Below are 15,490 nucleotides of genomic sequence, written 5' to 3'. Positions count from 1 at the left end.
CCCTCCTTGCTTTTACCTACCGTGGGCTGGCATGAACACAGAACCTTCTGATTCCTGGGCCGGCCGCGTTGATGGCGACAACCCCGAGCACGCCCTCTGGTACACCACCGTGCGGCCCCTGACCGCACCGGAAGGTGCGAGTCGGGGCGTCGCAACGCTCGGTTTCGCCTCCGATGAGGGCAACCGCCGCAACCACGGTCCCGAGGGCACCGCCCTGGGCCCCGACGCGATCCGTGGGGTGTTGGGCTGGTTCGCGGTGCATGATGAACACCCGCGTTATGATGCCGGCACCATCGAGGTGAATGACCTGGAGCGCGGGCATGACGCACTCAGCGATGCCGTGGAGGCCCTCACCCGCGCAGGCCACCTGCCAATCGTGCTCGGCGGCGGGCACGAGGCCGGTTTCGGTTCCCACCGCGGCGCCTACCGCGCGCTCGGGGCATCACCCGCGATCATCAACCTGGACGCCCACCTGGATCTCCGCGACGCCGATCAACCCACCAACGGCACTCCATTCCGCCAGGTGGCAGAGCTGGTCGGCGAAGAATTCACCTACTCTGTACTCGGTGTGTCCAAGCCCAACAACACCCATTTCCTCTTCAACGCGGCGCGCGACTTCGGCGTCACCGTGACCACCGACGATGAGCTGAACGCCCTCACCCCGGAACAGGCCGCCAATCATGCGCTCCAGCTGGTCGGCGACGTCGAACACATCCACCTCACCGTGGACATCGACGTGCTCTCCGAAGCACTCGCGCCCGGCACCGGCTCCCCCGCCTCCGTCGGCGTATCCCTGGCCAACGTCCGCGCCATCTGCGCAGCGCTGGCTGCTACCGGACGTTTAACGCTTGTCGACGTCGTCGAGGTCAACCCCCGTCTCGACCTAAATAACCGCACCGCACGGGTAGCCGCCAGACTCATCCATGAGATCGCCGAAACGCACCTGAAGGCTGTGGGTTAGCCCCTCAGGAACTCCATCACGGCAGGCCAATCCCGTTGGGTCTGTTGCATGCCGGCCTCGAAGGTAGCGCGCAGTTTGGCCAGGTTGGTCTCGGTATTGTTGATCTTCATATCCTCAGAGAAGAACAGATAAGCCTGACCGGTTTTCTCCAGATCAAGCAAGCGTTGTTTGGTCTCGTTGTACAAGGCTGGCCTGGCCAGAACCCCGCGCGCCACGGCGGGATAACGCCTCAGCGCTGCAGCGACCAGCTTGGGTCGCGTGAATTCCGCCCGCAGGTACTCCCGTGGCCGGGAGGCTAAAACCAGGAAACGGGTGAAACCGGCATCGACGGCCGGCTGCAGCATCAGCCCACCCGTCTCCCCAATGGCACCATCCACATAGGGTGCGCCATCAATCATGGGAATCGGCATGAAACCAGGCATGGTCGACGATGCCCGCACCCGCTTCATCAACTGCGACAAATCAGTGGCCGATTCCCTCCCCCAGTACACCGTCTCACCCGTATCCGCCCGCACCGCAGAAATCTGGAACGGCGTGGGATCAGAACTGAAAGTATCGAAGTCGAAAGGAAACTCCTGATCCGCACCCGGCGCGATCTCATACATATGCTCGGCATGGAAATAGCCCTTACCCCGCAGAAACGGGCGGATGCCGGCATGCCTGCGATCAGCTGCGAAATCCACGAAACTGGCCTTGGTGCGGAAGCGATCCCCCGACAGGAAGTTCACCGTGTGCGAAGATCCAGCCGATACTCCCCCAACCCATCCGAAATGGATATCGTGCGCAATCAGCTGATCCACCATCGCTGCCGTATATGCGTTCCGGGTGCCGCCTCCCTCAATGATCAGTGCGACATCCGGGAAGTACTGGGGTGAGGATAAAGGCATGGGGATGAGTTTACCCACCCTCTGCGCCACCACTTAGGACGGGTGAACTAGAAGTCTTCACTGACGTAACAAGCTGGGATGGGGGAAAGCTTCACAGAATTCAGGTTCGTTAGATGTTGTCACACTAGCTTCAAGGCGAAGGCTCTTCCCCATCAAAAGCGGACCTGGATAAGCACTTCCCCCTCCGATTATCTCGCCCTCTCCTCCATAACAAGCGATTCCGACGGTTATGTCCATCCAGTCAATTTCGGTTTCGTTAGTCATTGCAAAGGTTGCGTTGTAGTCGCCACCAAATCCAACCGAGGTCTCCGTGGATTTGATCGGATTAATCTTCTCCACATTCAGACCCGGCAGTTTGTTATTTGTCACCACCACGGTCGGATCAATACTTTTGACCGTTCCAGGTTCAAGGCCATAAGCCGAGACAGGGATTACAAGCTGCTGCCCATTCCACTTCAGATACTGTGATAGCGCTTCGGTTGCCAGGATTTCCCCTTCCCCATCGAGGAAATTCACGGAAGCAGTCACAAGCTCTGCGGTCTGTCCGTCAACTTCACCCCTCACGATGACAACTGCCTGCACTTCATAATGGTTCTCACCAAATCCGTAGTCCAAAATCTCTACGGTTGCCGACTCTGCAGCAACTCGATCTGCCAGTACATTCTTCGGAGTCGTATGACTTTCATTTGCTCCGTTTGCTGCTGCAGGCTCGGCATCAGAGTTGGAAAAAACCAACCACCAGAACATCCCAACAAAAATCGTGAGAAGGCTCAATGAACCGAAAATGACAAGAGATCTAAGCGACATACTCAAAAAATATCAGAAGCCTCGAATGAACCTTCCAGGGCACCAACGGTTCCCTTCTACCGATGCACTATCAGGCTGAGTATATAGAGCATTTAAGTCCTCCCCATTGCTGAGAGCAGGTTTTACCTACAAATCACCAAAGGACGCTGCCGCCGTTAGGATAAAACCATGACCACCTTCGCTGTTGTGCGCTCCGCTTCCCGCGACCACTGGAGAGACTCCGCGGTGCTTTCTCGACAGTCCTTTCCTGCGACTGGAAGCTTCGACCTGAAGGCCAGTGCTTTCGGCCTTCTAATGGTGCACAACGATGACATCGTGTCCCCCGGTGAGGGTTTTGACATGCACTTCCACAAGGACGTGGAGATTGTGTCCTGGATCGTCGATGGATCGATCCGCCACCGTGACTCCGGTTCAGATAGCCCCACTGTCCTGGTCAACGGCATGGCACAGCACATCAGTGCTGGTTCAGGTGTTCGCCATTCGGAGGTCAATGACAACGGTTATACGAGCCGACAGAACGCACGCATTGTGCAGAGCTGGCTCCCCGCCGATCGCGCCGGCACTCCCCCATCTCACAAGGCATATGACTTCACGGACACACTAGCCGGATCAGGCGCCTTCATCCAGGTTGCTGGCCCCGACTCTCCGCTTCCCCTCGGCACCTCTGGAGCATCAATGTGGGTGGCACATCTAGACGATGGTGGCGTGGCCACTCTTCTTGGCGGCGCCTACATCCATTTATATGTCATAGCCGGCACGTTTAGCGCCCACGGTCATGATCTCAACGAGGGCGATGTTCTCCGAGTCACTGACAGTGATGAATTAACTGTTCAAGGCACAGGAGAGGTGCTGGCGTGGGTGATGGAGCGGGCTATTAAGTAAATCCCCTCGGCGATTATGGTCATCGTGCCTGCCACGGCGAGTGGCTCAGCACATTAATCAGTGCACATGAGACAATCAGAAATTATGACAAAGAGAATTCCAGTAACCGGCGCGGTGCTCTTAAGAGACGGATTAATCCTTGCAGCCCAGCGAGGACCCGATAAGGCGCTACCCGGTTACTGGGAATTTCCCGGCGGTAAAATTGAGCCTAATGAGTCGCCGGAAGAATCTCTCGCGCGGGAGCTTGCAGAAGAACTGCTGTGCGAAGCGACGATCGGCCAACACATAACAACTACTGCCTATGAGTACTCTTTCGGCATCGTTGAGCTCTCAACCTTCTGGTGCGAATTGAACAAGGGTGAACCGCAACTTACTGAACATAGCGAGATCCGCTGGGTCGAACCTGAAGCGCTCACAGACCTCCACTGGGCCCCTGCTGATATTCCGACTGTGGAGCTCATTCAGGAGCGGTTCCTTTAGCGATGACCTCCTTTAAAAAGAATGATTCAATCCTTCCATTTGGCGCTTACGAAACTCCCGTCACTGCACGAATCCAGGAGCGAATCCAAGCCACGCGGGACGAATCCCCCACCACTGTCTTTTCCACCGCGCCTGGCGATGACGAAGCCACCAAAGATCGTTATATCCAGTCGCTCACCCAGTTAGTGAGTAGGCGGCTCGATTCTGCACTTCGGAGAACCAAAAATTCCAGCGATCGAATAGCGTTAATTAACCAGGTCATCGCTTTGCTAGATCACGAGGACGTCATAGAAGACGAATCCTTGTTGTACTCTGTTCACCCCACTGCATTGGCTGATCCTCCACCTCTACCCGAGATTCCGCTATCGGGTGCAGCACTGTTGACCAATGCCGCCAAAGATCAAAATATGTCCGCTGAGCTCCGTCGTGAGTTTCGAACTGCGGACTCCGTGGATCTTATCTGCGCTTTCATCAAGTCCAGTGGCATCCGGGTTATTCATGATGAGCTCATGGAACTCAAGAACCGTGGTGTTCCGCTGCGTGTCATCACCACTACCTACTGCGGCGCCACGGAAGCCGCTGCGGTGGATCGTCTAGTCAACGTCTATGGCGCGAAAGTTAAAATAAACTACGATCCTAAAACAACTCGTCTCCATGCAAAAGCTTGGTTACTTCGACGCAATTCTGGATTCGATACGGCATATATCGGTAGCTCAAATTTGTCGAACTCCGCGCTTGTCGACGGCATCGAATGGAACGTTCGTACCTCAGTCGCCACCACGCCCACAATTGTGGACAAGTTCATAGCAACATTCGATACCTACTGGAACGATTCCCATTTCGAAACCTATGACCCTGCGGAGGACCAAGAGCTGCTAACAGACGCTCTTGGTCGAGCATTCGGTTCATCATCGAACCTGATAGAACTTTCTGGTCTAGATGTCCGCCCCTACCCCTATCAGGCAGATATGCTCGAAGCGCTTCAATCAGAACGTGAAGAGCACAATCGCCATAAAAATCTTGTTGTTGCAGCGACCGGTACCGGAAAGACTGTTGTTGCTGCTCTCGATTATCGTAATTTATGTGAGACAGCGGGAAGTCAACCGCGGTTACTTTTCGTTGCCCATCGCCGGGAGATTCTTGAACAAGCCCGCAAGACTTACCGGGAAGTTCTTAAAGAACCCTCTTTCGGTGAATTACTCGCCACCGGGTCTACGCCTAGAAACTGGAATCACGTCTTTGCGATGGTCCAATCGCTCAACGCGGATCGTCTGAATCAGATTGCTTCAGATCACTTTGAGATCATCACCATCGATGAATTTCACCATGCTGAAGCACCTTCCTATCGACGAATAATGGATCATTTCAAGCCCGCGGAATTGCTCGGGCTCACTGCAACCCCAGAACGTGGCGATGGCGAAAATATTCAGAAATTCTTCGATTACCGTATTGCTTATGAGCTTCGGTTGTGGGATGCGCTCAAACTCCAGCTTCTCGCCCCTATGCACTATTTCGGTATCAATGATGAAACTGACCTCACCAACGTGGAGTGGAGCAGAAATTCACGAGACTATGACATCACCGCATTAGGCGATTTCTACATTAAAGCTGGCCAGAAACGTATCGAGCTGATTCTGAGAGAACTCAACAAACGAATCTTCGATCTCAACACCATGAAAGCTTTAGGGTTTTGTGTCAACATCGCTCACGCGCATTACATGGCAAACCAATTCAACGCCTACGGTCTTCCAGCCATTGCCATTGACCATCACATGTCCCCACAGCAGCGCGCCGATGCAATCCTCAAACTCAAGGCCGGCGAAGTCAAAATCCTGTTCGCGGTCGATATTTTCAACGAAGGTGTAGACATTCCTTCAGTCAATACGTTGCTCTTGCTTCGCCCGACTCAAAGCCCCACTGTGTTCTTGCAACAACTCGGACGAGGCTTACGCTTGTTCCCTGGCAAAGATGTATGCACGGTGATGGACTTCATTGGCCAGCAGCATGAAAACTACGACTTCGAAGCCCGTTACTTTGCATTGACCGGCAGACGTGGCCAATCCTTGGTCAATCACATCGATCATGGGTTCCCGAATCTCCCTCCTGGAACGAACATCATCCTCGATGAAGTGTCCCAGGACCAGGTACTCGCCAACGTCAAACGCGCAACCAGGAACTCCCTGAAGACAATTCACAATCGCATGACCGATGAAGCCACCACAAATCTCGTCGAGTTCATCGACAACACCGGAATCCCTCTTCCAGAAATCTACCGGCGTGACAAAGTTGGGTGGACAACTCTACTGATCGACACTGGACTCGTTAGACGTCACGACCCAAGCGCCGATGAGCTGTACTTTCTCAATCGTCTCCGTGGCTTGCTCCACGTCAACGACGACCACCGCGCCCGTGCGTACAAAAACCTTCTCGACGAAAACGGCCCCTTCGAAGCGGACATGGATAACACGATGCGAACCTACGCTCGGATGATCATCACCGTCATGTGGGCAAATCAAACAGCACGCCCAACTCCCGACACGATCGACGATGGGCTCGCTGAATTGAGGACCTTTCCCTCATTAAGGAAAGAGCTGGGAGAGATTCTAGCGGTGACATTGTCCGAAAGCCGTCGTCTTCCAGCACAGATGCCTAAGGCTATAGGTTTTGGCGCTCTATACACTCACGCTGACTACTCGCTCGCGGAGATTATGGCGGCTCTTCAGGACAAGCCGTTGGAAGAAGTTGTGAAACTACCGCGAGAAGGCGTGAAATATCTCGAAGAATTGAACTTAGATATCTTCTTTGTCACGCTCGTTAAGAATGAGAAAACCTTTTCTCCAACAACTAGCTACCACGACTACGCTATTTCCCCATCAAAGTTCCATTGGGAATCGCAATCCTCCGCATCTCTGAAATCTAAAGCAGCAAGACGCTACATCCACCATAAGGAACTGGGTGGCACGATTATCATGGCGGTACGCAATACCAAAGAGAACGATGTTGGACTTGCCGGTGCTTATACCTTGCTTGGGGAACTCGACTATGTCCGCCATCAAAGTGAAAAGCCAATCCAATTCGAATGGAACCTGAAACGGCCGATGCCTAATAAGGTCTACGCGGAGGGACGAGCAGTGGTCTAGCAGAGTTTTTCAGGGCTATCATCTGGCCGTCGATAAGCGCTACAAGATACCGAAAGCGGAGCAGCCAACGCTGCTCCGCTTAAAGGTGTGGGGCGGGTTTAGCCGCGGGTCCACCACTCGTTGAAGGTGAGGTTGGCAACGGTGACGTTGTCGATGAACTCGCCACGAATTGGGTCGGTGCCGGTGACGGAAGCCTTGATGTCCTCGGAGCCTGCGCCCTTGAAGAAGAACGGAACCACCTGGTTGGTGTGGTTGCCGGAGTACCAGCCGTGGTCAGGGACCTGGCCAGCTTCGCCGGTCAGGGCCTTCCAGTTGGGCAGTTCGTCCTGGCCGGAGAGGTAACCGGTTTCGTGGTCAGCGGTGACAATCAGCAGGGTTTCATCCCAGGAGGAGTTCTGTTCGACCCAATCGACGACGGCGTCGACGGCCTTGTTGAAGTCCTGCTGCTCTTCGATGTTGCGGGAGATGTCGTTGGCGTGGCCGGTCCAGTCGATGGCGCCGCCTTCGATCATGAGGTGGAAGCCGTCCTCGTCCTGGCCGAGGATGTTGAGTGCGCCTTCGGACATGGTGGCGAGATCAACCACATCGTTGCTTGGAACGGAGTAAGGCGCCTCGGAGAAACCTTCGCGTCCCTGCTGCAGGGTGGAGGCAACCTTGGCCAGGCCGAAGTACTGGGTGTCCTCAACATCGCCGTTGGCCAGAGCCTCGAAATCAGCGTTGTCCTCGACGTAGGTGAAGTCGGTCTCACCGGTGGAGACTGCTGTGAAATCCTCTTCGGAGAGGTACTGGTAGCGTGGCTCCGCGCGGAGGTTGTTGGAGTCGTCGTAAAGCGGGTGGCCGGCACCCATGATGACGTCCAGGTCGGAGTTCAGCATCTCGTTGGCCATGCCGTGGTAGTCATTGCGGTTGGCGTTGTGGGCAGCCCAGGCAGCCGGGGTGGCGTGGTTGAACGGCACGGAGGACACAACACCGGCAGCCTTATCCACAGCGATGGCACGCTCGGAGGTGTTCTCGACGTGGTTGCCCTCGTGGTCCAGGCCGATGGTTCCATTAGCAGTCTTTGCGCCGGTTGCCATGGCGGTACCGGCTGCGGCGGAGTCGGTGATGGAACCGGTGTTGACGTAATTGTGGTCATTCCATGCCTGGATCGGATCATAGGAACCGCCGTGCTGGAAGGTGGTCATGGACAAACGGTTGAAGTCTTCGTAGGTCTGCACGGATTCACCGGCGAGCTCTTCGAGGGTTTCAACGTTAGCCTCGCCCTCGACCCGGTACTTGGTCTGGCCGGTCTCATAGAGGTTGGTGGCAGCAACATGGTTGAAGCCCATGCCGTCACCGACCATGTAGATGATGTTCTTCGGCTCGGTTGGGGCTTCAGGAGCGCTGGATCCGAAGCTGAACAGGTCACTGGAACCGAAGCTGCTCTGGGCAGAAACGGTAGGTGTCATGATGCCGGCGAGGACAACAGCAGACGCGGAGACGGATGCAACGGTACGCAGTGCAAGGCGGGAAAGTGCCACTTTTAAATCCTTATCGAATGGGATCATCGAATAATCTGGGCGCACCAAATCAGACGCTGGTCATACATTGAGGCAGGTCAGCGCCGGGTGCGAAAATAGCTGACCGTAGCTTGGGAGATGGTCAATGACCTCTCGACTACGGATACCCATAAGTTATGCCGCACAGGTGTCCGTTAAATGAACTTGAAAACAATGTTCAGTTAAGGCTGGGTTTACTTTAAAGACGGACAATTGCCGGGTTGATCTAAGCAAAAGCACAGCCGAAGTGAGTCGAATTTCCCCCGGGAGAAGAGAACACAGACATGGTTTTATGGATGGAGATTGCGACGCAGATAAGTGTCATAGAGACGCTGGTAGACCTTGACCATGCCGCCGACGGCAAAAGCCGCAAAAACCGTCCCTTCGCGCACACCGCTGAGTTCACCAACGAAGATAAGACCGATGGCGACCGCGATGAGGGTGAGCGACCAGTCAAAGAACTGCTTCACAGTGCCAAAACGCCAACCCGACGCCAACGTGATCGCGGCGACGATGCCCTCCCCCGGCGAATACAGGATGCGCGGGAGGATCTGGAGAAACACCCCGAAGGAGACCAGGAGGACGCCGATGAGCATGGTGACCCACTGCCACAGATAATGACCGGGGTGGATGAAATCAGTCAGGTACAGGGAGACATCACATAATCCGCCGAAAACGAAGGCCACCAGGAACTGCCAGTATTGGAAGGTGGTAAAGCGTCTACGCAGGATGAGTTTCTGGGCGAGGACGAAGACGAAGCTCATCAAGATGGTGATGACACCGAAGGATAAAGGTGAGGCAGCTGCGATGGCCGCCGGCACCGTGGAAATGGGTGTGGTGCCAAGATCAGCATGAACAGTGAGAGCGATGCCGAGCGTCATGATCCAGACACCTGCAAAGAACATCACCCAGCGCATCGGGGTGCCATAACGCCTGGTGGGGTCCGTCGAGGACTTGTCTGCAACCATGAAGAGACAATATACCCAGGCCCACGATGGGGATCTGTGCGGGGGATCTGTGCGCGCCCCGCCGCGGTTATGCGATGATCACCATACTGCGCGCCAGGGCAGCCACTGCAATCACATGGTCCTCAGGTGCTTTTCTTTCCCAGATATCACTACCGATCCCCTCCGCCAGGAAATCAATCACATCATAGGTGGGACTGGCAAAACCGGGACTGTAACTGTTGCCCCACTGATCCTTCTTCGCCCACCCCATATCAGCGAGCACCTCAGCAATCAGATCAGGCCACTGTTCATAGGGTGCACCACTGCCGATAACAACGAGTGCCGCCCAGCCAGCATGCCTATCATAATTCGTTTTCCCCAGGGGCAGCTTCGTGCGGAGATGCTTCTCCCAGGAACGTGGGTCATCGCCCAGCGACCTGGCCTTTTTCGTGGGTGCAATCACGCCGTTGGCAACGCGCAGCAATCCCAGAGAACGGGACATCTCCCGGACCCCATATAACGGCGTCACCGATTCCGAGGTGATCCTCCTCGGCCACCAGGCACTGAGTCCCGTTCGATCGGCATAGTCACGCACCACTGAGGTGGGCAGATACTTGGCGGGGGTGAGTTTCATTCCATCCCCGATCAGGTCGAAAAGTTGAGTGTAGGGCTCCACCATCTTGGGAGTGAGTGCGACACCAGAAGCCGCCGGCTCGTACCAGATGTCCAGGTCCAAGAGAGTATAGAGCTGTTCCCCCTTCATGAAGGGAATCTGGGACATCACCTGGCGCAGGCCCGGGGCCAGGCGGTGAGGGCTCTTTTTCACCAGGGTCTGCAGCTCCCGGGTGGCTGCCTGGGCATCGAAAATTGCCGGGTCCCAGGTGCCGAGCCAATCCCGATAATGATCAGCATCGATATGGGTTGGTGCAAGTTTCTTCTTGAAGCCTGATTCCACCCAGGGAACCACCACCTCAAGAGTCCATAACCCACCCATATCCTCCGGTGGGCAGGCCCGGGCGCCGTCAAGACACCGCGGCTGATCAGGTGAGGTGTCCAGGATCTTCTCCACGGTGATGGTGTGCTCCCAGCCATCACCGAAGTCATAGTGGTAACTGAGCTTGTCCCCCACTTCTCTCAGCACCTGGTCAACCCGGAAATGATCCTCTGGATAACCAAAGCCGTCTTCTTCCAACATGTATTCCGTGATGAAGGGGTAGTGTTCGCGGTCCTCGGAAAATTCATGGAGATGATAATTCTGCCACCCCATTGCACCCTGCAGCACCAGGTGGAAAACATCCAGGGTCAGGTCACCGGGAACTTCGATGCTGCGCCAGATCTCCGGCTCAGTTTGGTTCAGCACCACTTTGAGCTGCAACCCCACCGGGGTATCCGGAACAGGATGGATCGTGGGTGGCAGTAGTTTCGGCGGGTTGAAGAAATTGAAATCGCTGTTGTCGCTGTTGTCGCTGTTGTCAGAGGGCGATACCATGAGTCCATTTAACCCCCATGCACCGCGATGGTGGTTTCAACAGACGAAATTAGACCCACCCCACACCCCCTTTAAGGAAGGTGTGGGGTGGGCGTCGTCAAGCCAATCGTTGCGCCGGTGGTTAGCGGCGCTGGCTTTCGCGGGACTCGTCGCGGATCTGGCCGCGGAAAACCTCACGTGCCTCATCTTCATCCGGCTCGCCAAGGTAACGCTCAAGGCTGTCATCGAGCTCCAGCATCCACGGGGTGTGGTGCTCAGCGGCCTTGGTGCCGGTGATCACGGAGGTGTAAGTGACATCACGGAAATTCATGATGTCTTCCTTCTTGGACTGCATCCAGGCGCGCTGGATGTTGGCCACCTCGTCCAGATCGAACATGGGGTAATCCGTCTGCTCGATGAGATCCTTGACGTAGTCGCACTGGAAATCGATCTGGCCGTTTTCATCCTCAAGCGACTTGAAACGCTTCAGCCACTCATCCATGTGCGCGCGCTGCCCCTCGGCGGTAGGCAGCTCAATGCGGCCAAGGATGACATCGCGGGCGTACCAGGCCTGGGCATCGAACATGTTGAAGGTCAGCCACTGATCCTGGGCACCCAGCCAGAACAGCTGGTTGTTCTTCTCAGAGACAACACCGCGGTACAGGGTGTCCGGGTAGATATTGTTCGCAGACTGCAGCGTCAGGTCTGATGGCAGGAATGGGTAGTGGTGCTTATAACCGGTGCACAGGATCACGGCATCGAAGTCACGCTTCTGACCATTCTTGAAATGCGCGGTGGAGCCATCGAAACGGCGAACCAGTGGCAGCTCCTCCATCTCCTCCGGCCAACCGTGACCCATCGGCTTCGTGCGGTAGCTATAGGTGATGGAACGTGCGCCCATCTTATAGGCCTGGGAACCGATATCCTCCGCAGAATAGGACGCACCGATCAGCAGAATATCCTTATCCGCCAGGGTCTCAGCGCCACGGAACTCATGGGCGTGCATGATCTGACCAGGGAAAGTCTCAATACCGTCAAAGTGTGGGATATTCGGGAAGTTGAAGTGACCGGCAGCGACAATGACATTGTCATAGGTTTCGCTGATGGTTTCACCGGTGCGCAGGTTTTCCACGTGCATGGTGAACAACTTGGTGTCCTCATCAAAGTCAACCCAACGCACGGCATGGGCGAACTTGACGTACTTCTTCACATCCGACTGCTCTGCGCGGCCGTTGATATAATCCCACAGCACCTCACGTGGTGGGTAGGAGGAAATAGGCTTACCGAAGTGCTCATCGAAGCTGTATTCCGCGAACTCCAGAATCTCCTTCGGACCATTCGACCACAGGTTACGGTACATACTGGAGTGGACCGGCTCACCGTAATGGTCAGTTGCGGTACGCCAGGTGTAATTCCACTGTCCGCCCCACTGGTCCTGCTTTTCAAAGCACACCAGCTCAGGGATCTCCTGGCCCTTCTTCTCCGCTGACTCAAAAGCCCTCAGCTGGGCCATTCCACTCGGGCCAGCTCCGATAATTGCTACGCGCTTCTTACTCACACTTGCCTTCCCGACCACCCCTTTCACAAGGCGGCCTCATTTGCACCGCATGCAGGGGGCTGGGGGCATCATTTCTTCACGCACCATTGGTACTTACCATTGGCACGCGCCACCACAGCCACGCTTAAACCGCACACTCTTTGTCGGGACCGTCAATTACTGCGTATGCATACGAATGCCCACGCTTACAAGTCAAAAAATTAACCTCGCCCATAGGCCACACTCGTCAGTGGGGGCCGCCAGGGCGAAGGTTATTTTCGCTTAAGTCCAGATTCCATCTTATCAAAATAGATTCTTATTGCAAGTTTTACTTATTTATCTTGTTTCGAATTGCGGATGAAAAAGGGGCAGAAAAGGGCCCAAACTGGGCTTTTGGGGCATTTTCCGGGGATTCTACGGATATCCCGGGATGGCAGGAGGGGAATTGTTTTGGTTGACCTATGAGTGGAGTGAGGCGGTGGTTCTAGATCGCCTCAGGTCCAAAATCCCCATCCAGGCGCCGATTATGATCCTGCGTCAGCATCAGTGCCGGAACCGCGGCCAGAACCATCAGCATCATGCCCCACAAATTGATCGGCATATACAGCACTGCTCCGCCCAGCATGATGAACAGGAATCCCATCGCACGACCTGTATACAACCCGAAGGGATAATCCTCCGGGTTGCCGACCAGAAATGGCAACCTGACGAAAGGATTCCAATGCGCTAAGCGCAGCGTGGTTATAACCGCCAGTAGCGATCCGGCTAACACAATTGCAACTCCTGGTATCAACTCCATGATGCAATTCCACCATCATGTGGCCTCCGACACAATGTTTTCTGAGATATTTTTATTGATCCGCGAGGGATTCACTGCGATTCCTATTGATCTGCCAGATTCGCGGCGCAACGGGAGGGGGCAATGGGGCTGTTGGGGCTACTGGGACGAACGGGGCAATATCGGCTCTGCGGGGTTTAGGGGGTTTCCGCGGGGTTTCCTGCCGAGAGTGTGCGGAGCGGCGAGGTGACACTCAACGGCCAAGGGCGCTGGCACAAGCAGATGGCAAGGGCCGGAGGTGACTAGACAACGAGGTGGCGGTCAGCAGGGTGTGATGGATTATGTGTGGTCTGGGGAGTGAAACCCTGGCTGCCAGGAGGGTTGTGAGGTGATCGGTTCGGCGGCCCCCGTTCACCAGAATAGGTAGAAAATCACACTTCAGATCTGTTCTAGCATTGTGAAGCCCTCAGATCGCCTTATGGAGCAACCTCACCTATCGGATCGCCCTGTTCACCATCATTTCGATGATCTTCAAGGCGCCACTGTTGACCACGAAGAGCATCTTTTCAGCGAGGAACTTTTCATCCACGGTTGGAGCAAGACGCTCAAACATCCTGAGTGCCGGAGCCACTACGGGGAACCGCTTCCCCACACCACTTTTATTGAAGATGACCGCGTAAAGGTACTCCTGCGCCATGGAGATCCCCCGTTGAACAACCTTGTTCGCGGGGATGTCCTGGAGTCTGCTGAAACCGGTGATGGCCAATTCCAGTTGTTTTGCCTGGCGGTTGCGTTTGGCAGGGTTGTCCACGGGTACTTCACGGAGCACCGCCAGTGTCATGGCGTGCAGTGCCACCGCTTCGTCCAGGGCCAGGTAGCCGTGGTTGGTATCAACGGTTCGGCCGGAGGCCAGATCGTTAAAGCGTCGTCGGGCACGGTTCTCACGCTGTTGGAGGGTGTCATTGGGGTAGTCCCGTGCAAGTTTTTCCACGTAGGCGGTGGCGTCGGGGAGCATTTTCTCGAAGAGATCGCCAAGAATTGTGGCCAGTTCCTCGGGGTCAAATTCGTCGACCAGTTCTGCATCGAGGACCTCGTTGTCCCCGGCAGAGGCGCCCGGGGTCAGCTCCAGTGTGGGGAAAGTGTCTTCACTGCCCTGGCGAAGCTTTACGAAGGGGCCGATGATGTGGACTGCTTCGTCCAGCATCCGGTGTGTTGAGCGGCTGATGATCTTTTTCACCACGTTGGTGGTCCGCCACTCTGGGTCCTGGAGGCGTTGCACCGTTTCTGAGAGTTGTTCGGCCAAATTTCTATCGGCAGCCCGGTTTTCCAGCATGAACGTGCAGGTCTGGGTCAGTTCCTCTGCGGTAGCGGGACTGACGGGAGTGGTGCGGATCTGTGTCAGGATCACCCCGGCCAGGCATTCCTGCGCGGCGATCAGGAGGGACAGCTTATGGATCCATCCATCTGGGGCCAGTGCCTGCTGGGTGGTGTCCTTTGAATCAGCAGGGTCGGTGGCCATGAAACCGGCCGCCCCGAATATCACGGACTGGCGGAGGTTGTATACGAGGTCCCTCAGCACCTCCACTTCACCAGCCTCGGCGCGCGGTTCGCGTCGTCGTTGCGCGAGGAGTTCGTTGAGGTACGGCTCACCGGGGATATCCAGGCGTCCGAGGTCCTTCACCGCATCCGACTTAAGCGGGGCGGAGGAATCGGCAATGTCCTGGATCCGGGAGCGCCATACTGATGCCATGGCTTCGGCAATGAGGAAACGACGGGCGGGAATCTCAGGTGCTGCAGCGAAGTCCTCTGCCCCGGCGCGTTCATCGACAAAGACTGATCCCACGGCCTGCGCCGGAAGATCCGCCTCCACCAGCTGGATACCATGGGCGATGGAGTCCAACGAGACCCGATCGGCGGTCATGTGGCTGGGTATCTCCCACTGGGTGATGGCGGTATCGCGGCCGATGGCAACTGTGACGGGGCCGTCGGTGAACAGTTGCGGTCCGCGCTCAATGAGGTTCGCTTCCATGCCCACCAATGCTAACCGCTTCGGAAAAATCAGAGG

12 protein-coding genes are annotated in these 15,490 nt (G+C 55.8%); 4 read left to right on the top strand and 8 right to left on the bottom strand.

Going from position 1 to position 15,490, the window contains the following annotated elements; all coding sequences use genetic code 11:
- Positions 1-31: 31 nt before the first annotated feature.
- Positions 32-961, top strand: a complete 930-nt coding sequence (locus CFAEC_RS05460; protein ID WP_290279505.1) for an arginase family protein — start codon at positions 32-34, stop codon at positions 959-961.
- On the opposite strand, the gene CFAEC_RS05455 is transcribed toward CFAEC_RS05460, so the two are convergent.
- Together CFAEC_RS05455 and CFAEC_RS05450 are read right to left on the bottom strand one after the other, a co-directional pair.
- A complete protein-coding gene (locus CFAEC_RS05455; RefSeq protein ID WP_290279503.1) occupies positions 958-1,848 on the bottom strand; it encodes a patatin-like phospholipase family protein in 891 nt (296 codons plus the stop codon). The genes CFAEC_RS05460 and CFAEC_RS05455 overlap by 4 nt on opposite strands.
- A 57-nt stretch (positions 1,849-1,905) precedes the next feature.
- Positions 1,906-2,655, bottom strand: a complete 750-nt coding sequence (locus tag CFAEC_RS05450; protein WP_290279501.1) for a hypothetical protein — start codon at positions 2,653-2,655, stop codon at positions 1,906-1,908.
- A gap of 168 nt (positions 2,656-2,823) precedes the next feature.
- On the opposite strand from CFAEC_RS05450, the gene CFAEC_RS05445 reads away from it, so the two are divergent.
- The 3 genes from CFAEC_RS05445 to CFAEC_RS05435 all read left to right on the top strand — a co-directional run bounded on the left by CFAEC_RS05445 (position 2,824) and on the right by CFAEC_RS05435 (position 7,157).
- Positions 2,824-3,537 (top strand): pirin family protein, encoded by a 714-nt coding sequence (locus CFAEC_RS05445; RefSeq protein ID WP_290279499.1) that lies wholly within the window; start codon positions 2,824-2,826, stop codon positions 3,535-3,537.
- Positions 3,538-3,621: 84 nt separating this feature from the next.
- The gene (locus CFAEC_RS05440; RefSeq protein ID WP_290279497.1) at positions 3,622-4,017 is read left to right on the top strand and encodes a (deoxy)nucleoside triphosphate pyrophosphohydrolase; all 396 of its coding nucleotides are present in this window, start codon (positions 3,622-3,624) and stop codon (positions 4,015-4,017) included.
- Positions 4,018-4,019: 2 nt separating this feature from the next.
- On the top strand, positions 4,020-7,157 hold the full coding sequence (locus CFAEC_RS05435) for a DUF3427 domain-containing protein (protein WP_290279494.1): 3,138 nt from the start codon (positions 4,020-4,022) through the stop codon (positions 7,155-7,157).
- A gap of 98 nt (positions 7,158-7,255) precedes the next feature.
- On the opposite strand, the gene CFAEC_RS05430 is transcribed toward CFAEC_RS05435, so the two are convergent.
- The 6 genes from CFAEC_RS05430 to CFAEC_RS05405 form a co-directional block, all read right to left on the bottom strand.
- Positions 7,256-8,677: an alkaline phosphatase gene (locus tag CFAEC_RS05430; RefSeq protein WP_290279491.1), complete on the bottom strand. Its 1,422-nt coding sequence runs from the start codon at positions 8,675-8,677 to the stop codon at positions 7,256-7,258.
- A 308-nt stretch (positions 8,678-8,985) separates the two neighbouring features.
- Positions 8,986-9,663, bottom strand: coding sequence for a YczE/YyaS/YitT family protein (locus CFAEC_RS05425; protein ID WP_290279489.1), 678 nt, complete (start codon positions 9,661-9,663; stop codon positions 8,986-8,988).
- Positions 9,664-9,730: 67 nt separating this feature from the next.
- Complete coding sequence (locus tag CFAEC_RS05420; RefSeq protein ID WP_290279488.1) at positions 9,731-11,131, bottom strand: plasmid pRiA4b ORF-3 family protein; 1,401 nt, start codon at positions 11,129-11,131, stop codon at positions 9,731-9,733.
- A gap of 121 nt (positions 11,132-11,252) precedes the next feature.
- Positions 11,253-12,668, bottom strand: a complete 1,416-nt coding sequence (locus tag CFAEC_RS05415) for a trimethylamine monooxygenase (protein WP_290279486.1) — start codon at positions 12,666-12,668, stop codon at positions 11,253-11,255.
- Between the two features lie 463 nt (positions 12,669-13,131).
- Positions 13,132-13,446: a hypothetical protein gene (locus CFAEC_RS05410; RefSeq protein ID WP_290279484.1), complete on the bottom strand. Its 315-nt coding sequence runs from the start codon at positions 13,444-13,446 to the stop codon at positions 13,132-13,134.
- A 472-nt stretch (positions 13,447-13,918) separates the two neighbouring features.
- A complete protein-coding gene (locus tag CFAEC_RS05405; RefSeq protein WP_290279482.1) occupies positions 13,919-15,454 on the bottom strand; it encodes a hypothetical protein in 1,536 nt (511 codons plus the stop codon).
- Between the last annotated feature and the right edge of the window lie 36 nt (positions 15,455-15,490).

Source organism: Corynebacterium faecale (assembly GCF_030408735.1).
Lineage (GTDB): Bacteria > Actinomycetota > Actinomycetes > Mycobacteriales > Mycobacteriaceae > Corynebacterium > Corynebacterium faecale.
Note: the sequence above shows the minus strand (reverse complement) of the source record. Positions and strands in the feature narration are given on the sequence as shown.